This is a genomic window from Mesobacillus thioparans, from assembly GCF_965138835.1.
Lineage (GTDB): Bacteria > Bacillota > Bacilli > Bacillales > Cytobacillaceae > Mesobacillus > Mesobacillus thioparans.
On record NZ_CBCSFH010000015.1, the window covers coordinates 73403 to 99748 of the forward strand.

Genomic DNA, 26346 nt, shown 5'->3' on the forward strand with positions numbered 1-26346 from the left:
AGATTATAAAAAAACTGGTAAATGTCCGAAAACCAGCGGAGAAGATTAAAGCTGCCAGATTAAAAGATTAGGGGGAGTCTAAAGTGGGAGATATAAAGATCAAAACAGCCATTCCAGGTCCTAAGGCGAAGGCGCTGCTAGAGAGAAAAGAGAAGAATATTCCTGTCGGTCCATTCAATACGATCAAATCTTTTGCCGAAAAAGGTGAAGGTGCACTGTTGACCGATGTTGACGGAAATACTTTCATTGACTTTGCAGGTGGAATCGGCACACTCAATGTCGGGCACTGTCCGCCCGAGGTGGTGAGCGCACTTCATGATCAGATTGACCATTATCTTCACCCATGTTTCCATGTGATGATGTATGAACCTTATATTGAACTTGCGGAAGTGCTGAACGACATCACGCCGGGGGATCATGATAAAAAGACTTTTTTCCTGAGCAGCGGTGCGGAAGCAGTGGAGAACGCGGTGAAAATCGCCAGGAAGTTTTCCGGCAGGAAAGGGATCATATCTTTTGAACGGGCATTTCATGGCAGGACATATATGGCAATGTCACTGACGAGCAAGGTGAAACCGTACAAGTATCAGTTCGGGCCATTTGCACCTGAAACCTATAAATGGCCTTATCCTGTATATTCGCAGGAGAAAAGCATGTCTCCCGATGAGCTGGATGCTTATATTTTGAAGAAGTTTGAGACTTTCTTCCAGAGCGAGGTGCCAGGCACGGAAATTGCTGCGGTCATCATGGAACCGATTCAGGGCGAAGGTGGATTTAACATACCTTCAATGGCATTTGTGCAAGGAGTGAAAAAAATATGTGAACAGTATGGAATCCTCTTCATTGCGGATGAAATCCAGACCGGCTTTGGCAGGACAGGGAAGATGTTCGCAATGGAACATTACGGAGTGGTACCTGATTTGATGACGATGTCGAAATCGATTGCTGCCGGACTTCCGATCAGTGCCGTTACAGGACGGGCTGAAATCATGGATTCCGTCGGCATTGGAGAGATTGGCGGAACATATGGCGGAAGTCCTCTCGGTTGTGTTGCAGCGTTAGAAGTCGTTAAAATGATAGATGAGCAAAACCTTCTTGAGAAAGCAAATCTGTTCGGAGAGAAGTTTCAGGAGAGATTCGGAAGGCTGGCAAAACAGTTTCCTGAGATTGGTGAGACCCGATCTTTAGGAGCAATGTGCGCGATGGAATTTTTCGATGAAAATGGGCTGCCGAATGGCCAGATTGTTAAGGAGGTGCTTGCGAAGGCTCATCAGCGCGGATTGATATTAATGAGCGCCGGCCTTTATGGTAACGTCATCAGACTTCTTGCTCCGCTTGTCATAACAGACGGACAGATGGAGGAAGGATTTGAAGTCCTTGAATCAGTGATTTATGAATGCTGCAAGCAGCAGGAGGGATAAAATGAAACAGAATTTATGGATCCATGGAGAGAGTGTGGAAACAGAGAGTTACAGACCACTGTTAAACCCCTATACAGGGGGGCAAATAGCCGAAGTGGCAGAGGCCGCAAAGGTAGACGTAATAAGAGCAATTGACTCTGCAGCTGAAGCGGCGGGGGGCATGGCGGAAATGGATGCCCATAAACGTGCCGATATCCTTCGGAAGGTTGCCGATTATATCCAGGAAGACCGTGAAGAATGTGCAAGGCTGATCGCCGAAGAATCCTCGAAACCATTGAAAGCTGCCCGTGCAGAGGTCGACCGGACCGTCATGACCTATACATTTGCCTCGGAAGAAGCGAGGAGGATCCAGGGAGAAACCATCCCGATGGATGCTGCTCCAGGCGGGGAGGGGCGGATCGCTTATACGGTAAAGGAGCCGCTTGGCGTCATCGCTGCGATTACACCATTCAATTTTCCAATGAACCTTGTCGCCCATAAGGTCGGGCCTGCCATAGCAGCAGGAAATACAGTCGTCCTGAAGCCGGCGAGCCAGACGCCGTTATCGGCCTATAAAATCGCCTCCTACTTTCATAAGGCAGGATTGCCGGCAGGCGCTCTTAATGTAGTGACGGGCAGCGGGAAAACTGTCGGCGACGTCCTGGTTGCCGATGAACGGGTGAAAAAGGTAACCTTTACCGGAAGTCCAGCGGTCGGTAAGCAAATACGGGAAAATGCCGGTTTAAAACGGGTAACCCTTGAACTGGGTTCGAATTCGGCACTGATTGTTGATGAAGGAACGGATCTTAGTAAGGTAATGCCAAGAATCGTGACGGGTGCCTTCTCAAATCAGGGGCAGGTTTGCATTTCGATTCAGCGCATTTACGTGCATGAAAACATTGCCGGGGAATTTGTTTCGCAGTTCGTTGAAGAAGCGGGCCGTCTTAAAGTGGGAGACCCTCTGGAAGAAGAAACAGATGTCGCTGCAATGATCAGTGCGGGGGATGTGGAAAGGGCCCAGTCCTGGATTCAGGATGCAATGGGAAATGGAGCCGAACTGGTCCTTGGAGGAGAAAGCGAACAGCAGGTATTAAAGCCGACTGTGCTCCTCAATGCAAAACCGACTGATAAAATTTCCTGTGAGGAAGTCTTTGCGCCAGTTGTCCATATCAACACATTCCAGGACTTTGATGAAGCGATCACCCAGGTTAATGAGTCGCAATTCGGCCTTCAGGCAGGTGTCTATACAAATGATCTTCAAAAAGCTTTCAGAGCAGCCAGGAAGCTGCATGTCGGCGGCGTGATGATCAATGATATTCCTACTTTCCGGGTCGACCATATGCCATATGGCGGTGTCAAACAAAGCGGGACTGGAAGAGAAGGAATCAAGTATGCTGTTGAAGAAATGACTGAACTGAAGCTCGTTTCATTCAAATTGGATTGAACAGACAGCCTGGCCTAAAGCCAGGCTTTTCATTCGACAGAAAAATTCAGGGGATGGGGGAGAGAAAATGCATTTAGGGAAAACAATCGTCTTATCAGACAAGAATGGCAAGATGACTGTTTATCTTGACAAACAAAACAAACGGGTAAGAGTGGAAGACTATTTAGGCAGTTTAACGAATGCTTTGAAGCATGCAGAAGAGCTGGCAGAGGGCGAAAAAGCTGATAAATTGATCATTAAAGGAAGAAGAGAGCATTTCAATCATCTGCTTGAACACGGGTACAGTTTTGAGGCAAGCATAGACGGTTTTTTCCTTGGCTCTGATTGCGTGTTCTTTTCAAAGTTCCTCAGCGATGAAAGAAAAGCAACGCCGCACTGGACCGAGGAGGATGGAATCATAAAAAGTGTCTATGGCTTGGCAGAGCCTGCCCAGAAGATCACTCCGCCTGGTGATTATGTGATGAAGAAAATGGACAAATCGGATGCCCACGGCTTATCCAAGTTATACAAAGAAGTCTTTCAAATCTATCCGACTCCGCTGAACGACCCGGAGTATATTGTCAAAACGATGTCCGAAGGCAGTATTTACTATGGATTTGTACATGATGGCCAAATTGTTAGTGCAGCTTCCGCTGAAGTTGATCTTTTTTATAAAAATGCGGAAATGACCGATTGTGCGACGCTGAAAGAACACAGGAAGCATGGTTTGATGAAAATCCTCCTGGCACGTATAGAGACTGAGTTAATTGAAAACGGCATTTTTTGTGCCTATTCGATCGCGAGGTCATTATCATTTGGCATGAATGCGGCATTGTATCAATTGGGGTATGCTTATCGCGGCAGGCTGGTGAACAATGTTTATATATATGATAAAATTGAAAATATGAACGTATGGGTAAAAGATTTGGCAAAAACGCCAAATTTTGGGCAGTAGGAGACAGTTTTTCGGCACGCTGTCATATACTTAATATGGGAGTGTGATGGGGATGAATTCAGTATCCAATGTGACCGAAGAAATCTTGAGCGCCATATTGAAATGCATCGATGAGGCCATCCATGTCGTCAATACAGAAGGAATCACCATATTTTACAATGAAGTGGCCGCCAGGCACGATGGATTGGAAATCAGTGAAGTTATCGGGAAGCCGCTCTTGAGTGTCTTTCCTTCGCTGAACGATCAATCCAGCACCTTGCTAAAAGTGATTGAAACGCAAAAGCCGATCTATAATGAAACCCAATCCTTCGTTAATTTGCACGGAAGGAAAATTGACACAGTCAATACAACTCTGCCTATATTCGTCCAGGGGGACCTGATAGGCGCTGTTGAAATCGCCAAGGATTATTCGCGGATCAAACAGCTTTCTGAACGTCTGGTCGAAATCCAAAAGGGATTGAGAATCAAGAATGGCAAGGCTGTAAAACAACAGGCAAGCTATACGTTCAGCGATGTGCTGACAACGAATAAGCAATTTATGATGGTGAAAAAGAAGGCTGAAAAACTGGCAAAATCCGATTCTCCCATTCTTGTTTATGGCGAAAGCGGCACAGGAAAAGAACTTTTCGTCCAATCCATCCATAATGCATCGAAACGGGCTGAGGGCCCGTTCATAGCCCAGAATTGCGCAGCCATACCTGAAAACCTGCTTGAGGGGATTCTGTTTGGAACCTCTAAGGGAAGTTATACAGGAGCGATGGACAGGCCGGGTCTTTTCGAGCTGGCTAACGGAGGGACGCTTTTCCTTGATGAGCTTAACTCAATGCCGTTCGACCTCCAGGCTAAATTGCTGCGTGTACTGGAGGATGGGGCTGTCAGAAGGGTTGGAAGCACAAATGTGACTTCAGTCAATGTCAGGGTGATTTCTGCGATGAATGTCTACCCAGTGAAGGCGATGGAAGAGAACCAGCTGCGGACGGACCTCTTTTACCGACTGAATGTCCTGACGTTCGAATTGATTCCTTTAAGACAGAGGAAGGAAGATATTCTTTATCTGAGTGATGTTTTCATCAGCCAGTATAATCATGAGCTGAGGAAGCATGTAACTGGCCTGGATAAGAATACTGAAGCTGTTTTTCTTACCCACCAATGGCCTGGAAATGTACGCGAGCTGAAGCATACGATTGAGTATATGATGAATGTCTGCGAAGGCGAAATGCTGGCTGCCCATGATCTTCCGATGATGCTGAAAAATATCGCCCCAGAGCCAGTGAGCAGTACAACTTCACTGGTATTGAGAGAAAATCTGAAGGAGCTTGAAGTACAGTTGATCAAAGATGCGCTGGAAGCTTCAGGCGGAAATATCCAGCAGGCAGCCATCCTTCTGGATATACCAAGACAGACACTTCAATATAAAATAAAAAAAATGAATATCTAGCCTTGAAACATAATCTGCCGAAATTTCAGCAGGTTATTTTTTTACCGAGGATTATCCTGATTTGTAAAAACCCCTATTGCAAGCAACTTTGCGGTTTTCAGAATAATTCGTCAACTTGGCACGGAACTTGCATTGTAAAAAGGTATAAAAATAGCTAGGGGGAAATTGGATGAAACAAACTTTATATAAGCCGTCAAGACATTGGAAAGATATCGAATTATGGAAAGATGTGACCGAAGAGCAATGGAATGACTGGCTCTGGCAGCTAACTAACACAATCAGGACGCTCGATGATCTGAAAAAGGTCATCAACCTGACCCCTGAAGAAGAAGATGGAGTCAGGATCTCTACGAAAACAATCCCACTCAATATCACACCATATTATGCTTCATTAATGAATCCAGATGATCCACGCTGCCCGGTAAGGATGCAGTCCGTCCCGATTTCCAAGGAAATCCACAAAACGAAATATGATCTTGAAGATCCATTGCACGAAGATGAGGATTCGCCTGTACCAGGATTGACTCATCGATATCCTGACAGGGTGCTGTTCCTTGTTACCAATCAATGTTCAATGTACTGCCGTTACTGTACCCGCCGCAGATTTTCCGGACAAATCGGCATGGGGGTTGCCAAAAAACAGCTGGATGCGGCAATCAACTATATCAGTAACACTCCTGAGGTACGCGATGTGCTGATTTCAGGAGGGGATGGCCTGTTGATCAATGACAACATTCTTGAGTATATCCTGAAAAACCTGCGCGAAATCGACCATGTGGAAATCATCCGCATCGGTACCCGTGCACCTGTTGTATTCCCGCAGCGAATTACAGAAAATCTATGTTCCATCCTCAAAAAATACCATCCAATCTGGCTGAATACACACTTCAATACATCAATTGAAATTACCGAGGATTCGAAGCGTGCCTGTGAAATGCTTGCGAATGCAGGTGTCCCGGTTGGGAATCAATCGGTCATCCTTGCTGGCATTAATGACAGTGTCGCCATCATGAAAAAGCTGATGCATGACCTTGTAAAAATCCGTGTCCGTCCTTACTATATCTACCAGTGCGATCTGTCTGAGGGTATTGGCCATTTCCGCGCACCTGTGACGAAGGGCCTTGAAATCATCGAGGGCTTAAGAGGGCATACATCCGGCTATGCTGTACCGACCTTTGTGGTTGATGCACCTGGTGGAGGAGGGAAAATCTCCTTGCAGCCAAACTACCTGATTTCTCAAAGTCCTGAAAAAGTCGTGCTGCGAAATTTCGAAGGTGTCATCACCTCTTATCCAGAACCTGAAAATTATGTTCCGGGCAGAGCAGAAGGATACTTCAAGCAGGTCTATCCTGATTATGAAAAGAAAAAATCCAATACCGGAATTGCGGCCATCATGAATGACAGTGAATTCAACTTAATTCCGGAAGGGCTTAACAGGATTGACCGCCGTGAAAAGTACGAGGAAGACCCAACTCATGCTTCACTCAAGAATAAACGGGAAAAGCGTGATGAACTGAAAGAAAAGAAATTCATGGCACAACAGAAAAAATCAACAGAAGCCCCTGATAGCCAGGAGACGATCCCGACAGCAAAGGGGAGTGAATAATGTATAAGTGCGAATGGTGCAGCAGTGAAAATATCAAAGCAGTCACAGACAAAGTTTATTGGGAACTTCCCGACGGGACGAAAGCGATCCAAATTGATGATACCCCGGCAGTTCATTGTATTGACTGTCAAATGACATACCAGACTGAATTAATCACAAAGGAAATTGAAGACCAGTTGTTTTTAATCGACACCAAAAAACTGGCCAAAGTCATCACCTTCGAAGAATTAATGGAACAGCCAAGATTGCTGAAGCGGAATTACTTTGATTTTACATCGTGAAATGAGGAGTGACAAAAATAACCTGAAACAGAAAGCTGTTCACAAAAAATTCACACCTCCCTTTTATCCAGTTACTCCCTACTATTTATAATAGAGTGGGGAGTATTCATATTGGAAGTGAGGAGATCTTGTGTATATCGCTTTATCTATCATGCTGATGGCTGCTATGTTTGTGTTGTTCCTGTGCGGATATTATGTGAGGATGATCAAAGAGAAATTCGGGATGAACTGGCTTCATGCCGTTCCGATCACTGTGGCCATTTTAATGGTGAATATTATCTGGGCTTTGCTGGAGATGGCGAAATCAGCCAGATGGCAATAAGGGCGGGCACCTTTCTTGATTCGGAAGGTGCTCTTTACTTTCATATATGTGGACGGACAGTGAACTTTTCGTTATAGTATGGACAGACAAATTATAACTATAGGCAGGCGTTCATATATGTATAAAAGCTTTTATCACTTTCTTTTGAAATACCGGTCCGCGAAACCAAAGGATGCGATCAGCAGGTTCGCGAACTCAGCATATGATGATCTTTCCTTTCCAAAAAACTCAGAAGACTATGACGAGATAAGCACCTATCTGGAAATGAACGGACATTACCCTGAAAGCATGGCTGTCTTTGACGAAGCATGGGAGGAATATTTAATCACAGAAAGCTGAAAAGGCTGCTGCGCTCAGACGCAGGAGCCTTTTGTTTATTTTATTAATATGATCCATCCTCCATCTGGGCGTAGCGATTTTCAGAAAAGGTGCATATACTGTGTTAATCACAATTCACGACTCATCGTTGAGGAGATGGAGGAAATGGATAAACGGAAGAAACCTAAGTTTAACATCGGTGATACAGTCGTGATCACTATTTATGGTACCGTGGGGAAAGTGACAGATGTAAAGTGGCTTGACGGCCTTCATGTATACGAGATAAATAAGAGCGAGGGCTTGTATTTGGAAACAAGTTTGCAGATGCTCTCTGAATATGAAGGTAAACTGCTGGAAAAGGAACAAATCGATATCGAATATAAGTTTTTCTTTGGCGATTTAGTCCAGGTCAAAGGATATGGTTCAGATCTGTTTAAAGTTGTCGGTTTCAGGACTGAAATATGGCGTTATAAAGAGGATGCCTGGGAGGATGTCATCTACGAACTCTCGAGGATAAAGGATGGAGAATGGCTTGAAGCTGGGGAAGAAGAGCTGACACTTGTGGCTGATTCTGAAAGCGCCGATACTTTCATCCAGAAGCTGGGCCTCCTATTTTCTGCAAATAAGGAAGTAAGGCCTTCTGTGAACCTCGATAAAAAAGCCCATCATCCCCGCGCAGGTGAAAAGGAAGAGTTGCGGAAGATCAACCAGAAAAGGGTGACAATCGATCACTTGCTTGATATATACAATGACTACAGGATTTTATATAAATGGTTCAATGATGATGAATATGCGCATGTAATGCGGGTCATTATCCGCAAACTGTCAATGCTTGTGAACAATGATGGAAAAAGCCATGTTTAAAACCAGCCTGAAAACACGAGCAGCACATAAATAAGGAAAGGGATTCCGGCTACTTGAAACACCTTGAACAATTTATTTACAATGCTGCCAAAAAACTCTACAATCACACTGTCTTCTTTATTTACATCCGTAACGAACATCTCGGTAAGCGCAGCCAGTCTTCTCATAAAATTCACCCCGCATTTGATTTATTCCATTCTATGCTTGTCCAAAATAGATAGAACGTTTTTTCTGAAAAATCAATATGCTTGGCATGAAACAAGCGCAGTTGACATACATTTTGAATAAAGGGGGGCGAATCTGTGAAAGAGATTGAGGTTATAATCGATACAGAAGAGATTGCTGAATTTTTCTTTCATGAACTTGTTAAAAGGGGATACGTTCCCACGGAGGAAGAACTTGAAGAGATGGCAGATATCACATTTGAATATCTGATTGAGAAATGCATCATCGATGAGGAAGAAGAAACAGATTAAGGAGACATTCGATTTAAGGGCCGATTCTGAGGAATCAGCCTTTTTTATTTTGGGTAATGTTCACAAATAAAGGAGGCGAAAATTATTGCATTTTATGAAACCCTCCTTACTTATAATCGTATACATTAGCGTAAAAGAAAATTGTGAATTCTGGGAGGCAATGTGGATGTCATTATTTAATAAGGTGTTTGCAAGTGTTGGGATTGGAGCGGCTAAAGTCGATACGAAGCTTGAAAAGGACCGGGTTAAGCCAGGAGAAGAAGTACGCGGAATCGTTGAAATTCGTGGAGGGAACGTTGAACAAAACATTGATGACATCTACTTGAGTCTACATACAACTTATATAAAAGAAAAGGATGATAGAAAGTATACAGCTACTGCACAAATTGACCGCTTCAGACTGATCCAGTCATTTTCGATCAAGGAAAATGAAACAAAGGAAATCCCTTTCACTTTCAGGTTGCCATTGGAAATGCCTTTGACAATGGGAAGAACCAAAGTATGGGTTTCAACAGGACTGGATATTAAAAATGCAGTAGATCCAAGCGATAAAGATTATTTGACAGTCATACCTAACCCATTGATGGAGGGTGTTTTTAATGCCATCAGCAATCTCGGCTTCCGTTTAAGGGAGGCAGAATGCGAGCAAGCACCAAGACATCTTCGCAGGAATATGCCATTTGTACAGGAGTTTGAATTTATTGCTGTATCAGGTCCATTTAGAGGACGCCTGGATGAACTGGAATTAGTTTTTTATCCAAACAGCGAAAATGAAGCAGAAGTTTTGATCCAGGTTGACCGTAGGGCACGAGGACTCGGTGGATTCTTATCGGAAGCGATGGGCATGGATGAAACATATGTTAGAATGAACATCCATGTATCTGAGTTGCCTGCGTTACAGCAAAAGCTTCAGGATACCATTGCACGATACTGCTGAAAAAGTTTATGAGACGATGAAGCAAAAGCTTCATCGTCATTTTTTTATCCTTGTTTCTTTCTTCCGTTAGCTGAAAACTCCTTGCCATGTGCTTCTTGCTCGGCAACAATTGCTTCAGGTGATATATGGTTATTTTTCTTAGGTGAATTGATGCGGTTACGATGTTTTTTGCCCATTGTTCAATCTCCTTCATGTGAGGTTTAGGATACTTGGTAACAGAGAATGATTTATTTGTGATTCGGTAAAGCTATTTCTAGCTTGCCCATTAACAAATTTGTCATGAAACTGAAGATTTTCCTGCTTAACTATATTGTGGTATAGTTTTAAGGTAGCAACCTATAGGATGGAGGATTATTTGTATGAGTGTACATATTGGTGCTAAAGAAAATGAAATCGCAGAAACGGTATTGCTTCCTGGGGATCCATTAAGAGCGAAATACATTGCAGAAACATTCCTTGAAGATGCAAAGTTATATAATGAAGTTAGAAATATGTTCGGATACACTGGGACATACAAAGGCAAAAGAATCTCTGTACAGGGGACGGGCATGGGTGTACCATCCATTTCAATTTATATCAATGAATTGATGAACAGCTATAATGTCCAAAATTTGATTCGCGTTGGCACTTGCGGAGCAATCCAAAAGGATGTCAAAGTCCGTGACGTGATCCTGGCAATGACTTCTTCAACAGACTCCCAAATGAACCGACTTACATTCGGTGGAGTGGACTTTGCTCCCACAGCGAACTTTGACCTATTGTACAAGGCGTATAATTCAGGTCTTGAAAAAGGTTTGAACCTTAAAGTTGGTAACGTATTCACTGCTGACCAGTTTTACAATGATAATGCAGAATTGGAAAAATGGGCAAAGTACCAGATTCTAGCGGTCGAAATGGAAACAACAGCCCTTTATACACTGGCAGCAAAATATGATCGCAAAGCACTTTCAATTCTGACAGTCAGCGACCATATCCTGACAGGTGAAGAAACGACATCAGAAGAACGCCAAACAACCTTCAACGACATGATTGAAGTAGCGCTCGAAGCGGCAATCAAGGAATAATGAATTGAAAACCCTTTCCTTTGCGGAAAGGGTTTTATTATGGACTTCCTTAGTTATGAGCATAAAACATGGATGTGCACCATGGTAAATAACCCTTATTTCATGAACATTTAGAAAGCAGAGAGAAGCCGAATTGTCTAAGAACCAGAATTTAAAGGACATTTTGTGGGTATAGAGTCATTAAAATGTCTAAGAACCAAGTTTTAATGGACATTTTGAGGATAGAGTGCCATCAAAATGTCTAAGAAAAGGNGTTTAAAGGACATTTTGAAGGAAGAGAGTNGTCAAAATGTCTAAGAAAAGGTGTTTAAAGGACATTTTGAAGGAAGANNGTNGTCAAAATGTCTAAGAAAAGGTGCATAAAGGACATTTTACACTCCAAGCCCTAGTTATACGGCTTGCTTTCAGGATTAGCTCCAAATCACTTCACCCAATTGGGGGAGTTTGCAAATTCCGAAACCAGGCATAATGATTAACAGGATAATGGGAAAAAAGGCCATTCGAAAGTTTGTTGAAAAATGTTAGAATGGTTTTATTGCCTTAAAATGTTGAAGATTGGTGGAAATGATGAAAAAAATATTACTTGTAATCGCCTTGCCGATATTACTGACAGGATGTGCTCCGATTGAGCCTTATCTTGAGAAGATCCCTTATTTAGGCGAAAAATTAATAGGACAAGACCGACAGGATGACCAGCCTGCAGAAGAAGCAAAACAAGAACAGAATAATGGAGAAACTGAAAAACCTCCAGGGGACAAGCCCGAAGATGACGCACTGACCCTCGAAGCTGCTTATTTCAATGTCATCCAGAATGCTGACGGCAGGAATGTCATCCAGAATCCACAAAACACTTTGGCACTTGTCAACAAGATTTTCGGATTGCCTGGCAATTATATCCCTGGTGACCTGGTTCGGCCGAATGTCCTTTTCTCATTTGGAGATGCCAAGCTTGAAAAGAGCCTTATGAGGAAAGAAGCTGCAGAAGCTATGGAAAAAATGTTTGCAGGTGCAAGGAATGACGGAATAGAGCTCGCTGCCGTATCCGGATATCGTTCCTATGGAAGACAGGAAACCCTGTTCAAAGCCGAAGTCAATAAGGTAGGGGAAGAAAAGGCCCTTGAGGCAGTTGCCAGACCGGGAAGCAGTGAGCATCAAACTGGTTTGACGATGGATATTTCAAGCAAGAACAATAGTTTTAATCTGAACGAACAATTCGGTTCGACTAAAGAAGGAGTGTGGCTTGCCCACAACGCTCATAAATACGGATTTATCCTGAGGTACCCAAAAGGGAAAGAAGAACTTACAGGCTATATGTATGAACCGTGGCACTTCAGGTATGTGGGCATCAAAGCTGCAACCGAAATATATGAAAATGATTGGACGCTTGAAGAGTATTTTGATAATGTGAAAAAAATCTAGGAAGAAGCCTGGCCGCAAGCCGGGCTTTTTGTTTTAAAAATGTCATAACTACAGCCGTCTATTAATGAGCAAACGTGATATTTTTAACTGTAGTATACGTAAAACAACCTATAATAAAAAAAAACACAATCTTTTCGGTTGATTAATATACTATACAGGGGTATAGTAAGTGGTGTAGAAATAATACTTTAAATCATCGATTGAAACGGGGTGTAGTTGATGAATGAGCAATTGACTGTCGATATTACAGGCATGACTTGTGCTTCCTGCTCCACGAGGATCGAAAAAGTCCTGAATAAAATGGACGGGGTGGAAGCGACCGTCAACCTGGCGATGGAAAATGCCTCAGTACAATACGATAAAGAGAAAATAAAACCAGATGATATATTCAATAAAATAAATGACCTGGGGTACGGTGTCAGGAACGAAAAAATGGATTTGGATGTATTCGGTATGACCTGTGCTGCCTGTTCCACCAGGATTGAAAAAGTCCTGAACAAAATGGATGGGATGGTGTCAGCAAACGTCAATCTCGCGACTGAATCAGCATCCGTTGAGTTCAACAGCGCTGTATTGTCTGTTGATCAAATCATCGCTAGAATCCAGAATCTTGGCTATGATGCCAAGGAAAAGGGCCAGCGCGAAGCAAAGGCTCAGCAAAAAGAAGAGGAAATTAACGCAAAGAAAAGAAAGTTATTTATATCCATTCTTTTGTCACTTCCATTATTGTATTCCATGATCGGCCATGCACCTTGGGATACCGGCTTGCCGATGCCTCATCTGCTGATGAATCCCTGGTTCCAGCTCCTGATGGCGACACCTGTGCAATTCTGGATTGGCGGTCAATTTTATGTGGGTGCCTATAAGTCATTAAAGAACAAAAGTGCGAATATGGATGTCCTTGTCGCTCTCGGTACATCTGCTGCCTACTTTTACAGTCTCGCAGAAGCGCTGAAAACGGTCGGAAATCCGGATTATATGCCGCATTTGTACTTTGAAACAAGCGCTGTACTGATTACTTTGATCCTCGTTGGAAAACTGTTCGAGGCTCTTGCGAAAGGGCGTACAACAGAAGCGATTTCCAAGCTTTTGAGCCTGCAAGCAAAGGAAGCGACGGTCATCAGGGATGGCGCGGAGATTAAAATCCCGATTGAGGATGTAAAAGTCAATGATACCATCCTAGTTAAGCCTGGCGAGAAAATCCCGGTAGATGGCAAGGTATTATCAGGACAGTCTGCAGTAGATGAGGCCATGATAACAGGGGAATCCATCCCGGTAGAAAAATCGGCTGGAGACTCAATGATCGGTGCGACAATCAATAAAAATGGCACCCTGACAATGACTGCAACCAAAGTCGGCAAAGATACTGCCCTTGCAGGGATTATCAAGGTCGTTGAAGATGCACAAGGAAGCAAGGCGCCGATCCAGCGTGTGGCAGATCAGATTTCCGGCATCTTTGTCCCAATTGTCGTTGCGATTGCCATCGTGACATTCCTTGTCTGGTATTTCTTGATCACACCTGGGGACTTTGCATCCTCTCTGGAAACAGCCATTGCTGTACTCGTCATTGCCTGCCCTTGCGCACTTGGGCTGGCAACTCCGACTTCCATTATGGTTGGAACAGGAAAAGGAGCAGAAAACGGGATCCTTTTCAAGGGTGGGGAGCATTTAGAAGCCACTCATAAAATTAATGCTATTGTTCTTGATAAAACGGGTACAATTACTAAAGGGAAACCGAGCGTTACTGATATGGAAATATTCGGTGATGAAGCAAAGGTCCTTAAATATCTCGTATCAGCTGAGAAATCCTCAGAACATCCACTTGCAGAAGCGATTGTTGAATACGGCAGTTCAAAAAATGTTGAGGTGCTACCGGTGGATGAGTTCTCAGCGATACCCGGTCACGGAATCAAAGCAGTTATCCAGGGCGAAAAGGTATTGATCGGTACCAGGAAGTTGATGAGTCAGACTGGAGTCGTCTTTGACAGATACGAGGATCAGCTGGAGAAGCTGGAGACTGAAGGGAAAACAGCTATGATGATCGCCATCGAAAATAAGGTGAATGGCATTGTCGCAGTCGCAGATACTGTGAAAGAAACAGCCAAAACAGCGATTGAAGAGCTTAAATCCATGGGTATTGAAGTATATATGCTCACCGGTGACAATAAGCGGACTGCAAGAGCCATCGCCTCACAGGTTGGTGTGGATAATGTCATAGCTGAAGTGCTGCCGGAAGAGAAGGCGAATCATGTAAAAGAACTTCAGATCAAAGGCATGAAAGTCGCGATGGTCGGCGACGGCATTAATGATGCGCCAGCATTGGCCCTTGCCGATATCGGGATTGCGATTGGGACAGGGACCGATGTAGCGATTGAAGCTGCAGATGTCACTATTCTCGGCGGGGAATTGACATTGATTCCTAAAGCGATATCTTTAAGTAAAAAAACCATGCAAAATATCCGTCAAAACTTATTCTGGGCACTTGCATACAATTCTGCCGGTATCCCGATCGCTGCCATGGGACTCCTGGCGCCATGGGTTGCTGGAGCAGCAATGGCATTCAGTTCACTATCTGTAGTGACTAATTCCCTTCGTTTGAAGCGGATTAAGTTATAATTTTTAATAAGAGAGGAAGAATTAATATGGAAAAAACAACTTTAAATGTATCAGGAATGACTTGCGGACACTGTGAAAAGGCAGTCAAGAACGCATTGATGGGCGTGGACGGTGTTGCCAGCGTTATCGTTTCTTTGTCAGAGGGAACTGCTGAAGTGGAGTACGATTCTTCGAAAGCAGAAGTGGGCAAGATGAAATCAGCAGTTGAAGACCAGGGTTACGATGTAGAATAACACTTTAGGCAGCGGGTTCAACCGCTGCTTTTTTGTTTCTGCCTATTTTTCTGTTAATTTCACAGTAAAAATGTTATTCTAATCATTAAGGATTTTAAGCTTGATTGGAAAGTGGTGAAAAGGGTTGGATCAGCAAAATATGAATGAAGAAAACAAGGAAGAGCTTGAAGGCCAACACATGGCAGAAGAAACAGAGACCAAGAGTAGTTTTCTTCGGATCAAAAAGTTCCACTTTGCAATGCTGTTGTTTTTTCTTGTGTTTTTAACAGCAGGAATCACTACCTTTGCGCTTGCTTTCGGTGAAGACAAGCCCGCAGTGCAAGTCATCAGGGAAAGAGAAGAATTTGCAAAGTTATACGACGCATATGACACTTTGAAAAATGAATATTACCAGGAAATTGACCAGGAAAAACTCATCAATGGAGCGATTGATGGAATGCTTTCTGCATTGGACGATCCATATTCGGATTATATGAGCCAGGAAGATGCGAAGAATTTCCATCAGAGTCTTTCGTCTTCATTTGAGGGGATTGGAGCGGAAATCCAGGAGAGGGATGGCTACATTTCCATCGTCACTCCTCTAAAAGGTTCCCCAGCGGAAAAAGCAGGGCTCCAACCTGAAGATAAAATCATGTCCGTTGACGGCAAAAGTCTTCAAGGCATGAGTACGACTGAAGCAGTTGCTCTTATCAGGGGTGAAAAAGGGACGGATGTAAAGTTGTCCATACTCCGCCAGGGTGCCGAAAAGCCGGTCGATGTTACCATTACTCGTGATACAATTCCGATTGAGACAGTTTATGGTGAGATGCTGGAAGACGGAATCGCCAAAGTCCAGATCACGAATTTCTCACAAAATACTGCTACCGAATTAGTGGATATTTTAAATGATCTGCAAAAGCAGGGGATGAAGGGTCTTGTCCTGGACCTTCGCCAAAATCCAGGCGGTCTTCTGGACCAGGCAATCAAGATTTCAAGCCTTTTTGTTCCTGAAGGAGATATCCTGTTCCAGGTGGAAGACCGCAATGGCAATGTGGAGAAGTATCCATCTGAAAATAAAAATGGCAACAAGCTTCCTTTAGTGGTGGTCATAGATAAAGGGAGTGCAAGTGCATCTGAAATCCTGGCAGGAGCAGTAAGTGAATCTGCCGCTGTTCCGTTGGTGGGTGAAAAGTCATTCGGAAAAGGAACTGTCCAGAGGGCGGAAGATTTTTCTGACGGTTCGAATATGAAATTCACCACAGATAAATGGCTGACACCTAAAGGGAATTGGATCCATAAGAAGGGCATCAAACCGGACTATGAAGTTGCTATGCCAGAATACGCTTCTCTGCCGTTTATTGATCCGGAAGCAGAGTTGAAGGTTTCAACTGCCTCAGAGCAGGTGAAATCAGCACAAAAAATGTTGAAGGCGCTTGGCTTTGACCCGGGAAGGGAAGACGGTTTCTTTGATGAAAAAACGAAGGAAGCAGTCAGCGAATTTCAGAAATCCAAAGAGATCGAACAAACGGGTATCCTGAAAGGGAGCACAACAATCGAACTTATGAATGCATTGCGTGAACAGCTTAAGAAAGATGATCCGCAAGTACAGAAGGCGCTTGAAGTGTTAAAGCAGGAAATGGCGAAATAACAGTAAATGCATGGTTTTATTAACAATGCTAAATTGCAGTAACTTAAAAATCTCCAGCTCTTGCTGGAGATTTTCCATATTACATAGAAAAGATAGGCGGATGTGAAAAATGAAAAAAGCAGAAGTTTACATTTTGTCGGGATTCCTGGGGACAGGAAAAACAACATTATTGAGACGGATTTTACAGCATGAAAAAGAGAGTGCTAGGAAAATCGCGGTGATGATGAATGAGCTCGGAAGTGTTTCGATTGACTCAGATGCCGTTGACTCCGAAGTACCGTTGAAAGAGTTATTGGGCGGATGCATTTGCTGCACAATCCAGGATAAACTTGAGTCACAGCTTCAGGGCTTGCTTTTCGATCATGACCTCGATGCGATCTATATCGAAACAACTGGTGCTGCACATCCGGTCGAAGTATTGGATGCGGTGCTTTCACCGCTGTTTGCGGACAAGTTGGTGATCAAAGGGATCATTACGACAGTGGACGGGAAGCAATGGATTAACAGAACCAGTCTGGATCCGCAGGTACATCAGCTTTTGCTTGAACAAGTGAAACATGCTGATCTGGTCATTATTAATAAATCAGATTTGCTCAATGAATCGGAACAAGCTAAGATCAGCATGGATCTACAAGGCCTTAACCCTGGTGCGAAAATTATTTTGAGCTCATATTCAAAGATGCCAATGAAGCTTTTGGAAGGGTTGGCCTATACAAAAAAAGCTGAAACCGCAGATTCACATGTATCAGCGGATTTAAGACTGAGTACATATGTTTATCGATTTCAAAATGCAATCAGCCAAAGGGCATTTGAAGATTTCCTGAGGGCGCTTCCTGATTCCATTTATCGGATTAAAGGGTATGTCTTGTTCGACCATTCCTCTTACCCGGATTTATTTCAGTATTCATATGGCATGCCATTCTATATGAAGGAATATATGAAGATGCCGTTGAACCTCGTTTTTATCGGGCAGGTTACAGATTGGAACGATATCGAGCAGCAGCTGAGAAAACTGGAATTGTAAGTCTGTTTACTTCCATGGTAAAAGATGAATATCTCAGTGTAAGAATGTTTTCTTATTGATGAATTATTTTCCTGAATAGTCCGGCGAGTTAAAGCAAAAACTTTCATGTAGCGAATTAATCTGAATGGGAACTAGGTAGTTCCTTGTTAAACTAAGCCGGGTTAAGAAGAGATGATCTTAAATGAGAACAATTAAAATGTTGATAATTGCCATGGTGCTTCTTGCATTTACGGACGTAAGTGCAGAAGCTAAGAAACAATCGGACAAGGTTGAAATGCCGCAATGGGAAGAGGTAAACGAACTTTTGCCGAAATATAGTAAGTTCACTGTGATGGATCTGGAAACCGGACTCCAGTTTCGTGTCCAGCGCAGAGCCGGAAGCAACCACGCGGATGTCCAGCCACTTACATCGAAGGATACAGCAATCATGAAAGCAATTTACAATGGCAAATGGAGCTGGAAGCGCAGGGCGATCATCGTCATTTCGGAAAATGGCAAAATCGCCGCTTCGATGCATGGGATGCCGCATGGAGGCGGTGCTTTGAAAAATGACTTTCCCGGTCATTTTTGTATCCACTTTTTTGGGAGTACAACTCACCGAACCAATTTCATGGATTTATCCCACAAGCTGATGATTTTAAAGTCCGCAGGGAAGCTTGAGAAGTATTTGGAACAAACGGATCCATATGATTTAGTGAATGCTTATATTGCAGGAATCAAACAGCAGGATCCTTACATCGTTTCATTTATCTCCTTGCAGGATCTTGAATGGAAAAAGCTGCTGCCGCGAATAGAGAATGTCAATATCAACCGCATGGAGGTCTTGCCAGCTGAGGATGTTGGTGATCAGTTGACTCTGACGATACCTGTAGAGATTAATTGGCAGATAAAAGGTAGAGGCGGGCGGAATTTTACAGGTGAGATTTTACTTGTCCGATTCTTGGGAAATGAACAATGGAAGGTGGATTCAATCCGTTTTCTTGAAGATAATAAAATAACGATTCCCAAATAAAAAGCTTGAGAGCGAGTCTCAAGCTTTTTGTCATTCTTGAATTCCATTTTTCAACTTTCTCCGAATTTGGCAAATGTTTTTTCGTCTTCAACAAGACCGCATGCTGCACATTGGATTTTCAGTTCAGGACCTCTATATGGCAGGTGAAATGGGTCTAACTGGTCATTCGAATACTGTTCTACAATCTCTCCCGATTGCGGGTTTAATTTTACTGGGTGGGGTACCTGTGTGATCATATTGAACCTGGTCCGGTTGGTTTTGCAATTAGGACAACGATATGGTTTGCTCATAATGTAGTCTCCTTTAAGTCATTTAAACTTATTTTTTGCATTGTCGAGCTGAATTATGTAAATATACAAAGTGAGTACATGAAAGCGTCATTTTTTTTGCAGGAGGCAATAAAGTGCAGACAGAAGAATTTGGGAAATTACTTGATGAATACAGGATGATTTGGAACAATCGCCGGCTTAAGTCTGGCCTTTCACCAGAAGAGATTCTTAGGGATGCCATTCTCAGGGATCTGAGAGATGAGAATTCCCATCCGAGGGCCAGAAAGTCACTGAAAGATAAATATTACCTTGCCACAAAGAGGATTATCGATTCATCTTTATCAACTGAAAGCAAAATCAAGTTAATTCGATTGCATCTCGAATTAACGGATGCTATTCAGCAGGATGACTCGAAGTAAAGGGCGAATACGCCTGGAATGGGCTGCAGCGATGGGAATTTCAGAACAGAAGGCTATTTTCGTATTGATTGTTGCTTTTCGGTGGTGAGTGCAACAAAGTTCACACAAAGAGCATAACCGAAATGGATGGCGGTGAGTTCCTGTTCTAAGAAGGAAGTGTGTGCTTCCTTTTTTTTAACGAGAAAAATGTCAAAAAATATCATCATAACACTTGCTTTTATACCCCTTATGGTATATTATTTATATTGTAAGTTCAGTTATGAACAAGAATTAATAAGAGGTGAAGAGTAGTTGCTGACTGGTTTTATCATCATTCTCCTTTTGGTCACCTTGTTTTTCAACCGCTATGTACCTGTAAGGAATCTGCGTGCGATAAATGGGCATGAACATGAAGCGATATTCGTCGATCTTAGAGATTATCAGGATTCCGCTAAAAATCCGGTCAATGGAGCGATTAATATCCCATGTGGGTATTTAAAAAGATATATAAAGGAAATTCCGAACGAACAGATTGTCATTATTGCATCCAATGAAGTAGAAAAGAACTTCGGAGCAAGATTGCTAAAGAAATATGGCTATGATATCAAGGGTTATACCATTACTGGACCATCACAATAGGAGGTGGCTAAAGTGGAGTACAATAAAGAAATAGTCAATCGCCTGAAAAGGATCGAGGGACAGGTAAGGGGCAGCATCCGCTTGCTGGAAGAACAGGAAGAATGCAAGTCGGTTGTGACTCAGCTGTCAGCGATCCGGTCTGCTGTCGATCGTACGATTGCCCTGGTTGTCAGCAAGAATCTCGAACAATGCTTGATCAGTGATTTACAGGAAGGCCGGGAAACCTCGCAGGCAGTTAATGATGCAGTGGAATTGCTTGTCAAGAGCAGAAAATAAACCGGTTTCTGTTCTTGACAGGGTGCTTTTCGTCACTTAAAATACCCTTAGAGGTATAAGTTGCCATCAGATATGGTGATTGACTAAAAAGATAACGAGGTGTATTTGAATGAGTGTAGTAATTAATGTGTTAATTATCATCTTAGCTGTAGCGTTCTTGTGGAGCCGCTTAGCTCCAACCAAAGGAGTGAATCAGATCACGACAGCCCAGCTTCGTGAGATGGTGAAAACAAAGCCGGTAGGAACACAATTCGTTGATGTCAGGACTCCTGGTGAATATAAAGGAAACCATATTAATGGGTTCAAGAATATTCCGCTTCAACAGCTGGCAAACCGGACAGGAGAACTTTCTCAGGAAAAAGATGTAGTCGTCATTTGCCAGAGCGGCATGCGCAGCAGTCAGGCAAGCAAGTTGCTTAAAAAGGCTGGATTTAAAAATGTGACAAATGTAAAGGGCGGCATGAGCGCCTGGTAAAATATTAAGGGGGAATAGAAAATGCGTCAAATGACACCAACAGAAGTGCAAAATAAATTAGGTACGAATGAATTTGAAGTTGTGGATGTTCGAGAAGTAAGCGAAGTCGCACAAGGGAAGATACCGAATGCGATCCATATCCCGCTTGGTCTTCTGGAATTCCGGATGAATGAACTGGATAAAAACAAAACATATGTTATGGTTTGCCGCTCTGGTGGCCGCAGTTCAAGAGCATCTCAATTCCTTGATTATCATGGATACAATGTTATCAATATGCAGGGCGGCATGATGTCCTGGGAAGGTCCAACTGAATAAAACACCATAGAGACGGCGCCTGCTGTCTCTATTTTTGTGTAAGCATGCCATGACGTCAAATAGGAGTGGGTACGTTCGATTTCATAGATTTATCACAAATTAGAGATATAATAATGTGAGATACTAGTGGAAGAAAAGGAGTTAATTATGAAGCGGTTTTATTTGTTGGCTGCAGTGTCATTCACTGCTTTGCTTTCTGCCTGTTCTTTCGATTCATTCGAACCAATACCAAATGATTCTTCTATTATATCTACAGTGAACATAAAGGATATGACCCTTTCCTTTTATGATATGGACAAAGGGGAAAAATTGCCCGATTGGAGGGTTGATCGCCCCTATATAGGCGGGATGATGCTGCCTGATGAGGACACCATCCTTCTTTACGGACAGACTCTGGAAACAGTCGATCTCTATTCCTTGAGCAGAGGTGAAAAAATTGATTCCTGGGAAACGGGTGAGGGAATTGTTAACTCGTTATTGGTTGCTGACGGAAAGGAAATAGCCTTTGCAGATCAAAACAGGGAGAGTATCCGATTTTTTGATGTTAGCGGGAAAGAAGTCAAAGAGGTCAAGTCCGAGAAGGACCCTTTAACACTGCTGGAAGCAGAGGACAAACTTTATGTGATCAGCTATAACCAGGAGATGCTCACTGCTATTAATGTCGACGATAAAGAAAGGCTCCCTGGATTTAAGGTTCACCCTGCAGCCGCAGGAGCGATCATGTCCAGCGGAAAAGACGAGTTGTGGATAGGCGGGCATGGTAAGGGTACACAAATTGAAGACCGTATCCATATTTATGACCTGAATAGCGGGACGCTTAAGAAAGAAATACAAGCTCCTATCATGCCGGTGGATTTTACAAAGAATGAAGATAATATCTTTGTCTTAAGCCACGGGTCCAATACGCTGTATAAATTGGCAGGGGACGGAACAAAGCAGGGTTCGATCAAGGTTGGTGCGAATCCTTTTGAAATAGAATTATTTGAAGATAAGCTGATTGTCGCTGGATATGATAGCAACGAGGTGTATATCATCGATCCGGGAAACTTATTCATAGAAAAAACGCTGAAAGTCGGCGATGGCCCCTTTCAAATAGTTACGAGGGAGAGATAACAGGATGAATCCCGTAAATGTTTTGATCATCGATGACGAAGAGGATATGCGCAACCTGGTTCAAATGTACTTGGAGAATTCAGGCTTTACATGTGTCCATGCTGCTGATGGGTCGGAAGGATTGAAAAAACTCCAGGAACAAAAATTTGACCTGGTGATTCTTGATATAATGATGCCTTTTGAGGATGGCTTCGCGGTTTGCGGAAAAATACGGACTTTTTCACAAGTGCCAATTATATTTTTATCTGCTAAGGGAGAAGAATGGGATAAGGTGAAGGGACTGCAGCTCGGAGGGGATGATTATATCGTCAAGCCCTTCAGTCCAGGTGAGCTAGTGGCAAGAATCAATGCGCTGCTAAGAAGGACATCGTTCGTTAAGAATGAAGATGAAACACTCACTCTTGGGAAAATCACCATCGATAAAAAGGGTAGAAGGGTTCGTGTTGAAGGTGAGATTGTGCCGCTGACGCTTAAGGAATTCGAGCTGCTTGTCTTTCTCGTCAACCACCAGGGCCAGGCGCTAAGCAGGGAACAGCTTCTTGAATATGTCTGGGGTATGGATTACCATGGCAGTTTAAGGACAGTTGATACACATATTAAGACATTGCGAATGAAACTTGGTACCGGTGATTATATTCAAACGATTTGGGGAGTCGGGTATAAGTTCGAGGTGCCTGCGGGATGATCTCTTTTTCAGACAGCCTGTTCAAAAAGCTATGGCTGACCGTGACAGCGACAATCCTGATAACCGTGTTATATTCATATTTCTTATCCTATCTATTTTACGAAAAGCTTTATGTAGATATTGTCGAAGAATCATTATTGGATGAAGGCAACCGCCTTGCGAGCGATTATGATGGCGGACCGTTGACAGATGAAATGAGGCAGCAGGTGGAATGGTACAATGAAAAATCTGAATCAGAGGTTTTTCTTGTCAGCAATCCAAAAGAGTTAAGTGCCTGCCTTCCCTATTCAATCGATTATGAGACATTGATTGGAAAAGAAGAACGGGAACAGCTCCTGAAGGGTGAACATGTACTCAAATCCGGTTTTGAAGAGCGCTTTGGAAGGAAAATACTTGCCGTTGCGATTCCTCTTCTTGATAACAGCAGGCTTGAAGGAATAATATACTTATACGTTCCATTAGCCAAAATTTCCGAGTTGACCGTTGATTTTTCCTTCCTTTGGCTAATTGGGGGAGTGTTGTTCATTATCATTGCTGCATTTCTAGGGTTTAAAATGCTTCACCGGCTGACAAGGCCATTGGCAGCCATGAAGCAGGCAGCTGAAAAAGTATCTGGCGGAGATTATTCAGCCAGGGTGGATATTCAATCCAATGATGAGATTGGCCAGCTTGCAAGGGCATTCAACCAAATGTCCGAGTCCGTTCAAAAAGAGGATGAAAGAAAGAGGGAGTTCCTTGCTGATGTTTCCCATGAACTGAGGACCCCGATCAGCTATATAAAAGGCTATAGCGAAGCATTGGAAACTGGGATGATAAAAGATCCTGAAGAGAAAAATAAATACTTAAAACTTATAAACAGGGAATCTGGCAGGATGGTCAAAATTGTCGAAGACTTACTTGAGCTTTCGAGACTGGATGCAGATGAATACAAGCTGGTGAAAAGCCCTTTTCCGCTGGCGCAGCTTATTGATGATTTTATCATTAAATATGGTCCTGCAATGAAAAATAAACATATTAGCCTGTCGCTTGATTTGGATCCAGATATCATTGTCAATGGTGATGAGGGAAGGCTTGAACAGATTTTTCAGAACATCATCGACAATTCGATTCGCTATACAGAAAATGATGGAATGATTTCAATCAGGCTAAATAAACATCCGTATGGCTGTATGGTGGAAATCGAAGACACGGGTATTGGAATACCAGAAGAAGATATCGCCAAACTCACTGATCGCTTTTATAGAGTGAATAAGGCAAGATCTCGAGCAGACGGTGGAACAGGACTGGGGCTTGCGATCGTGGATAAGCTTGTGAAGCTTCATGAAGGCAGGATGGAGATTTCGAGCGAGCTTGGGAAGGGTACGACAATCAGGCTCTATTTTCCGGTAATCGAATAATAATCAGGGAGAATGACATACCTAGATAATAATTAGCACATACTTTCAACACATTTAATGGATAGGATAACACTGTATTAATCTTATTTAAGGGGTAAAAAAAATGAAACGTCTTTTGATAACAATTATGGTTGTGCTGCTGAGCATGTTTGCAACAGCCTGTACACAAGACCAAGCTGAAGAAGAACCGCAATTTTTAGAGGTCGATCTCACAGCCACTCCTGAAAAAGCCGTAAAAGGCGAAGAGATTACCTTCGAGGCAAAGGTTACCTACGGATCGGAAGAAGTGGATGATGCAGAAGAAGTTAAGTTTGAAATTTGGCGTTCCCAGGCAGATGAACATGAAAAGATTGTAGTAGGTCATGCTGAAAATGGAATCTATCGATTGAAGAAGTCTTTTGAAGAAGAAGGAACATACTATATTATTTCTCATGTCACGGCTCGGCGTATGCATAACATGCCGAAAAAGGAATTTGTAGTCGGAAAGCCAAGTGAGCCTGAAGATGAAAATGCCACAGATATGGAAATGGAAGATATGGATGGACATGGTACAGAAGAAAGCGGACACTGATCCATAGCGGCATGTGCCGCTTTTTTTTATGTTTATAATAGCGGATGCTGCAGTAATTCTCTTAATGTTTGTAACATAGATGAAAAATAAGTAATGAAGCAGGCTGCCAAAAAAAGTTGTCAATAAGTTTATTTTTCCTCTTTCAGGTGCAGCTGGTTATTAAATAAAATAATGGATAAATATGACTAGCACAACTGTCCCGCCAATTCCTTTAAAAATAAGGCAGAGGAATATTTTTCTATTAATATTTTTATAGAATAATACTTTTTCCATTTTAGTCCAGGTTTATTACAAAAAAGCCGTGATATGATGAGTTTGCACGAGTTAGATAAATTCATTTTTACGGGAGGAATTGGAGAATGAAAAAGAAATTGATTCTTTCAGTCGCAGCGGCTGCAGCATTATTCACTGCAAGTCCTGGTCTGGATAAAGCAGATGCATCAACTATACAGACAAAGGTGTATTATTATCAAAGCGGGAATATAAATGATGTCAATATAGATTCTATTCTACAAAAGTATTTTAAGGATTATCAATTCACATGGAAACAAGCACAGCCAGTCCAGAAGCAAGCCCCAGCTCCTGCAAAAGCTCAGGAACCTGCTAAAGCACCTGCTCCTGCAAAAGCCCAGGAACCGGCTAAAGCACCAGCAAAGGCGCCTGCACAGGAGTCAGCAAAAGCACCAGCATCAGCACCAGCTTCTTCAGCTGTAAGTGCCTATGAACAAAAAGTAGTAGAGCTGACAAACCAGGAAAGAGCAAAGAACGGCTTAAAACCGCTTGCACTTGATACGGAATTGAGCAAAGTTGCGAGGGAAAAATCTCGTGATATGCAAAGCAAAGGCTACTTCAGCCACACAAGCCCAACTTACGGCTCACCGTTTGATATGATGAAGAAATTCGGCATCAATTATTCTTCAGCAGGCGAGAACATCGCAATGGGTCAACCTACTCCTGAAGAGGTTGTCAAAGCATGGATGAACAGTTCAGGCCACCGTGCCAACATCCTTAACTCAAGCTATACTCACATCGGTGTAGGGCATGTAGCTAACGGTAATTACTGGACTCAAATGTTCATCGGAAAATAATTCAATAATAAATGAGAACAGCCTCTGTGATATGCTCCCCTTTAGGTAGACAGATTAAAAATAAAATCTGTTTACTTAATGGGGAGTTTTTATTATGTCAAAAAG

General features: G+C 42.8%; 31 protein-coding genes. 28 read left to right on the forward strand and 3 right to left on the reverse strand.

Features of this window, described 5'->3' with window-relative positions; all coding sequences use genetic code 11:
* Nucleotides 1-83 precede the first annotated feature (83 nt).
* The 9 genes from gabT (at nucleotide 84) to ACNAZ4_RS20005 (ending at nucleotide 8607) form a co-directional block, all read left to right on the forward strand.
* The gene (gene gabT / locus ACNAZ4_RS19965) at nucleotides 84-1421 is read left to right on the forward strand and encodes a 4-aminobutyrate--2-oxoglutarate transaminase (protein WP_415817412.1); all 1338 of its coding nucleotides are present in this window, start codon (nucleotides 84-86) and stop codon (nucleotides 1419-1421) included.
* Nucleotide 1422: 1 nt separating this feature from the next.
* The gene (locus tag ACNAZ4_RS19970) at nucleotides 1423-2844 is read left to right on the forward strand and encodes an aldehyde dehydrogenase family protein (protein WP_415817415.1); all 1422 of its coding nucleotides are present in this window, start codon (nucleotides 1423-1425) and stop codon (nucleotides 2842-2844) included.
* Nucleotides 2845-2911: 67 nt separating this feature from the next.
* Nucleotides 2912-3778: a putative beta-lysine N-acetyltransferase gene (gene ablB / locus ACNAZ4_RS19975; RefSeq protein WP_415817417.1), complete on the forward strand. Its 867-nt coding sequence runs from the start codon at nucleotides 2912-2914 to the stop codon at nucleotides 3776-3778.
* Nucleotides 3779-3830: 52 nt separating this feature from the next.
* A complete protein-coding gene (locus tag ACNAZ4_RS19980; protein ID WP_415817419.1) occupies nucleotides 3831-5216 on the forward strand; it encodes a sigma-54 interaction domain-containing protein in 1386 nt (461 codons plus the stop codon).
* Between the two features lie 169 nt (nucleotides 5217-5385).
* A complete protein-coding gene (gene kamA / locus ACNAZ4_RS19985; RefSeq protein WP_415817421.1) occupies nucleotides 5386-6822 on the forward strand; it encodes a lysine 2,3-aminomutase in 1437 nt (478 codons plus the stop codon).
* Nucleotides 6822-7103 carry a YokU family protein gene (locus ACNAZ4_RS19990; protein WP_415817423.1) on the forward strand — a complete coding sequence of 94 codons (282 nt, stop codon included), beginning with the start codon at nucleotides 6822-6824 and terminating at the stop codon, nucleotides 7101-7103. Before kamA ends, ACNAZ4_RS19990 begins: the two co-directional genes overlap by 1 nt.
* Before the next feature lie 130 nt (nucleotides 7104-7233).
* Nucleotides 7234-7425, forward strand: coding sequence for a hypothetical protein (locus ACNAZ4_RS19995; RefSeq protein WP_415817425.1), 192 nt, complete (start codon nucleotides 7234-7236; stop codon nucleotides 7423-7425).
* A gap of 117 nt (nucleotides 7426-7542) precedes the next feature.
* Complete coding sequence (locus ACNAZ4_RS20000; protein WP_415817426.1) at nucleotides 7543-7764, forward strand: YozE family protein; 222 nt, start codon at nucleotides 7543-7545, stop codon at nucleotides 7762-7764.
* Nucleotides 7765-7908: 144 nt separating this feature from the next.
* Nucleotides 7909-8607: a hypothetical protein gene (locus ACNAZ4_RS20005; protein WP_415817428.1), complete on the forward strand. Its 699-nt coding sequence runs from the start codon at nucleotides 7909-7911 to the stop codon at nucleotides 8605-8607.
* Here the strand turns inward: ACNAZ4_RS20005 and ACNAZ4_RS20010 are convergent.
* Nucleotides 8604-8774 carry a hypothetical protein gene (locus ACNAZ4_RS20010; protein ID WP_415817430.1) on the reverse strand — a complete coding sequence of 57 codons (171 nt, stop codon included), beginning with the start codon at nucleotides 8772-8774 and terminating at the stop codon, nucleotides 8604-8606. The genes ACNAZ4_RS20005 and ACNAZ4_RS20010 overlap by 4 nt on opposite strands.
* Nucleotides 8775-8909: 135 nt before the next feature.
* Here ACNAZ4_RS20010 and ACNAZ4_RS20015 point away from each other — a divergent pair, with 135 nt between their 5' ends.
* Together ACNAZ4_RS20015 and ACNAZ4_RS20020 are read left to right on the forward strand one after the other, a co-directional pair.
* Nucleotides 8910-9083: a YozD family protein gene (locus ACNAZ4_RS20015; protein ID WP_415817432.1), complete on the forward strand. Its 174-nt coding sequence runs from the start codon at nucleotides 8910-8912 to the stop codon at nucleotides 9081-9083.
* Between the two features lie 166 nt (nucleotides 9084-9249).
* Nucleotides 9250-10020, forward strand: a complete 771-nt coding sequence (locus ACNAZ4_RS20020) for a sporulation protein (RefSeq protein ID WP_415817434.1) — start codon at nucleotides 9250-9252, stop codon at nucleotides 10018-10020.
* Nucleotides 10021-10064: 44 nt separating this feature from the next.
* Here the strand turns inward: ACNAZ4_RS20020 and ACNAZ4_RS20025 are convergent, their stop codons facing one another.
* Nucleotides 10065-10196 (reverse strand): hypothetical protein, encoded by a 132-nt coding sequence (locus ACNAZ4_RS20025; protein WP_264163720.1) that lies wholly within the window; start codon nucleotides 10194-10196, stop codon nucleotides 10065-10067.
* Nucleotides 10197-10379: 183 nt separating this feature from the next.
* Here ACNAZ4_RS20025 and deoD point away from each other — a divergent pair, with 183 nt between their 5' ends.
* The 7 genes from deoD to ACNAZ4_RS20060 all read left to right on the forward strand — a co-directional run bounded on the left by deoD (nucleotide 10380) and on the right by ACNAZ4_RS20060 (nucleotide 19015).
* Nucleotides 10380-11084, forward strand: coding sequence for a purine-nucleoside phosphorylase (gene deoD, locus ACNAZ4_RS20030; RefSeq protein ID WP_214910647.1), 705 nt, complete (start codon nucleotides 10380-10382; stop codon nucleotides 11082-11084).
* A gap of 567 nt (nucleotides 11085-11651) precedes the next feature.
* Complete coding sequence (locus ACNAZ4_RS20035) at nucleotides 11652-12503, forward strand: M15 family metallopeptidase (protein ID WP_415817437.1); 852 nt, start codon at nucleotides 11652-11654, stop codon at nucleotides 12501-12503.
* A 219-nt stretch (nucleotides 12504-12722) separates the two neighbouring features.
* On the forward strand, nucleotides 12723-15119 hold the full coding sequence (locus ACNAZ4_RS20040; protein WP_415817439.1) for a heavy metal translocating P-type ATPase: 2397 nt from the start codon (nucleotides 12723-12725) through the stop codon (nucleotides 15117-15119).
* A 26-nt stretch (nucleotides 15120-15145) separates the two neighbouring features.
* Entirely contained in the window at nucleotides 15146-15352 is a 207-nt protein-coding gene (copZ, locus tag ACNAZ4_RS20045; protein ID WP_415817441.1) for a copper chaperone CopZ, read from the forward strand.
* 139 nt (nucleotides 15353-15491) lie between these two features.
* Nucleotides 15492-16979 (forward strand): lmo1851 family serine protease, encoded by a 1488-nt coding sequence (locus ACNAZ4_RS20050; RefSeq protein WP_462937937.1) that lies wholly within the window; start codon nucleotides 15492-15494, stop codon nucleotides 16977-16979.
* Between the two features lie 109 nt (nucleotides 16980-17088).
* The gene (locus tag ACNAZ4_RS20055; RefSeq protein ID WP_415817443.1) at nucleotides 17089-18003 is read left to right on the forward strand and encodes a CobW family GTP-binding protein; all 915 of its coding nucleotides are present in this window, start codon (nucleotides 17089-17091) and stop codon (nucleotides 18001-18003) included.
* Between the two features lie 181 nt (nucleotides 18004-18184).
* Nucleotides 18185-19015 carry a hypothetical protein gene (locus ACNAZ4_RS20060; protein WP_415817445.1) on the forward strand — a complete coding sequence of 277 codons (831 nt, stop codon included), beginning with the start codon at nucleotides 18185-18187 and terminating at the stop codon, nucleotides 19013-19015.
* Nucleotides 19016-19065: 50 nt separating this feature from the next.
* On the opposite strand, the gene ACNAZ4_RS20065 is transcribed toward ACNAZ4_RS20060, so the two are convergent.
* The gene (locus tag ACNAZ4_RS20065) at nucleotides 19066-19305 is read right to left on the reverse strand and encodes a DNA alkylation repair protein (RefSeq protein WP_415817447.1); all 240 of its coding nucleotides are present in this window, start codon (nucleotides 19303-19305) and stop codon (nucleotides 19066-19068) included.
* A gap of 113 nt (nucleotides 19306-19418) precedes the next feature.
* Here ACNAZ4_RS20065 and ACNAZ4_RS20070 point away from each other — a divergent pair, with 113 nt between their 5' ends.
* The 10 genes from ACNAZ4_RS20070 to ACNAZ4_RS20115 all read left to right on the forward strand — a co-directional run bounded on the left by ACNAZ4_RS20070 (nucleotide 19419) and on the right by ACNAZ4_RS20115 (nucleotide 26241).
* Nucleotides 19419-19703: a hypothetical protein gene (locus tag ACNAZ4_RS20070; RefSeq protein ID WP_415817449.1), complete on the forward strand. Its 285-nt coding sequence runs from the start codon at nucleotides 19419-19421 to the stop codon at nucleotides 19701-19703.
* A 291-nt stretch (nucleotides 19704-19994) separates the two neighbouring features.
* Nucleotides 19995-20321 (forward strand): rhodanese-like domain-containing protein, encoded by a 327-nt coding sequence (locus tag ACNAZ4_RS20075; RefSeq protein ID WP_415817451.1) that lies wholly within the window; start codon nucleotides 19995-19997, stop codon nucleotides 20319-20321.
* Between the two features lie 12 nt (nucleotides 20322-20333).
* Entirely contained in the window at nucleotides 20334-20597 is a 264-nt protein-coding gene (locus ACNAZ4_RS20080; RefSeq protein WP_167833712.1) for a metal-sensitive transcriptional regulator, read from the forward strand.
* A gap of 109 nt (nucleotides 20598-20706) precedes the next feature.
* On the forward strand, nucleotides 20707-21072 hold the full coding sequence (locus ACNAZ4_RS20085) for a rhodanese-like domain-containing protein (protein ID WP_415817453.1): 366 nt from the start codon (nucleotides 20707-20709) through the stop codon (nucleotides 21070-21072).
* A gap of 21 nt (nucleotides 21073-21093) precedes the next feature.
* Nucleotides 21094-21387 (forward strand): rhodanese-like domain-containing protein, encoded by a 294-nt coding sequence (locus ACNAZ4_RS20090; RefSeq protein ID WP_415817455.1) that lies wholly within the window; start codon nucleotides 21094-21096, stop codon nucleotides 21385-21387.
* Nucleotides 21388-21534: 147 nt separating this feature from the next.
* Nucleotides 21535-22500, forward strand: coding sequence for a WD40 repeat domain-containing protein (locus tag ACNAZ4_RS20095; RefSeq protein ID WP_415817457.1), 966 nt, complete (start codon nucleotides 21535-21537; stop codon nucleotides 22498-22500).
* Nucleotides 22501-22504: 4 nt separating this feature from the next.
* Complete coding sequence (locus ACNAZ4_RS20100; protein ID WP_415817459.1) at nucleotides 22505-23185, forward strand: response regulator transcription factor; 681 nt, start codon at nucleotides 22505-22507, stop codon at nucleotides 23183-23185.
* Nucleotides 23182-24582, forward strand: coding sequence for a sensor histidine kinase (locus ACNAZ4_RS20105; protein WP_415817461.1), 1401 nt, complete (start codon nucleotides 23182-23184; stop codon nucleotides 24580-24582). Before ACNAZ4_RS20100 ends, ACNAZ4_RS20105 begins: the two co-directional genes overlap by 4 nt.
* Before the next feature lie 103 nt (nucleotides 24583-24685).
* Complete coding sequence (locus ACNAZ4_RS20110; protein WP_415817463.1) at nucleotides 24686-25153, forward strand: FixH family protein; 468 nt, start codon at nucleotides 24686-24688, stop codon at nucleotides 25151-25153.
* A 359-nt stretch (nucleotides 25154-25512) separates the two neighbouring features.
* On the forward strand, nucleotides 25513-26241 hold the full coding sequence (locus tag ACNAZ4_RS20115) for a CAP domain-containing protein (RefSeq protein WP_415817465.1): 729 nt from the start codon (nucleotides 25513-25515) through the stop codon (nucleotides 26239-26241).
* Nucleotides 26242-26346 lie beyond the last annotated feature (105 nt).

Coding starts and splice junctions, on each gene's coding strand:
- ACNAZ4_RS19970 (WP_415817415.1), top strand. CDS start 1,423: ATGAAACAGAATTTATGGATCCATGGAGAGAGTGTGGAAACAGAGAGT.
- ablB (WP_415817417.1), top strand. CDS start 2,912: ATGCATTTAGGGAAAACAATCGTCTTATCAGACAAGAATGGCAAGATG.
- ACNAZ4_RS19980 (WP_415817419.1), top strand. CDS start 3,831: ATGAATTCAGTATCCAATGTGACCGAAGAAATCTTGAGCGCCATATTG.
- kamA (WP_415817421.1), top strand. CDS start 5,386: ATGAAACAAACTTTATATAAGCCGTCAAGACATTGGAAAGATATCGAA.
- ACNAZ4_RS19990 (WP_415817423.1), top strand. CDS start 6,822: ATGTATAAGTGCGAATGGTGCAGCAGTGAAAATATCAAAGCAGTCACA.
- ACNAZ4_RS20000 (WP_415817426.1), top strand. CDS start 7,543: ATGTATAAAAGCTTTTATCACTTTCTTTTGAAATACCGGTCCGCGAAA.
- ACNAZ4_RS20005 (WP_415817428.1), top strand. CDS start 7,909: ATGGATAAACGGAAGAAACCTAAGTTTAACATCGGTGATACAGTCGTG.
- ACNAZ4_RS20010 (WP_415817430.1), bottom strand. CDS start 8,774: ATGAGAAGACTGGCTGCGCTTACCGAGATGTTCGTTACGGATGTAAAT.
- ACNAZ4_RS20020 (WP_415817434.1), top strand. CDS start 9,250: ATGTCATTATTTAATAAGGTGTTTGCAAGTGTTGGGATTGGAGCGGCT.
- ACNAZ4_RS20025 (WP_264163720.1), bottom strand. CDS start 10,196: ATGGGCAAAAAACATCGTAACCGCATCAATTCACCTAAGAAAAATAAC.
- deoD (WP_214910647.1), top strand. CDS start 10,380: ATGAGTGTACATATTGGTGCTAAAGAAAATGAAATCGCAGAAACGGTA.
- ACNAZ4_RS20035 (WP_415817437.1), top strand. CDS start 11,652: ATGAAAAAAATATTACTTGTAATCGCCTTGCCGATATTACTGACAGGA.
- ACNAZ4_RS20040 (WP_415817439.1), top strand. CDS start 12,723: ATGAATGAGCAATTGACTGTCGATATTACAGGCATGACTTGTGCTTCC.
- copZ (WP_415817441.1), top strand. CDS start 15,146: ATGGAAAAAACAACTTTAAATGTATCAGGAATGACTTGCGGACACTGT.
- ACNAZ4_RS20050 (WP_462937937.1), top strand. CDS start 15,492: ATGAATGAAGAAAACAAGGAAGAGCTTGAAGGCCAACACATGGCAGAA.
- ACNAZ4_RS20055 (WP_415817443.1), top strand. CDS start 17,089: ATGAAAAAAGCAGAAGTTTACATTTTGTCGGGATTCCTGGGGACAGGA.
- ACNAZ4_RS20060 (WP_415817445.1), top strand. CDS start 18,185: ATGAGAACAATTAAAATGTTGATAATTGCCATGGTGCTTCTTGCATTT.
- ACNAZ4_RS20065 (WP_415817447.1), bottom strand. CDS start 19,305: ATGAGCAAACCATATCGTTGTCCTAATTGCAAAACCAACCGGACCAGG.
- ACNAZ4_RS20085 (WP_415817453.1), top strand. CDS start 20,707: ATGAGTGTAGTAATTAATGTGTTAATTATCATCTTAGCTGTAGCGTTC.
- ACNAZ4_RS20090 (WP_415817455.1), top strand. CDS start 21,094: ATGCGTCAAATGACACCAACAGAAGTGCAAAATAAATTAGGTACGAAT.
- ACNAZ4_RS20095 (WP_415817457.1), top strand. CDS start 21,535: ATGAAGCGGTTTTATTTGTTGGCTGCAGTGTCATTCACTGCTTTGCTT.
- ACNAZ4_RS20100 (WP_415817459.1), top strand. CDS start 22,505: ATGAATCCCGTAAATGTTTTGATCATCGATGACGAAGAGGATATGCGC.
- ACNAZ4_RS20105 (WP_415817461.1), top strand. CDS start 23,182: ATGATCTCTTTTTCAGACAGCCTGTTCAAAAAGCTATGGCTGACCGTG.
- ACNAZ4_RS20110 (WP_415817463.1), top strand. CDS start 24,686: ATGAAACGTCTTTTGATAACAATTATGGTTGTGCTGCTGAGCATGTTT.
- ACNAZ4_RS20115 (WP_415817465.1), top strand. CDS start 25,513: ATGAAAAAGAAATTGATTCTTTCAGTCGCAGCGGCTGCAGCATTATTC.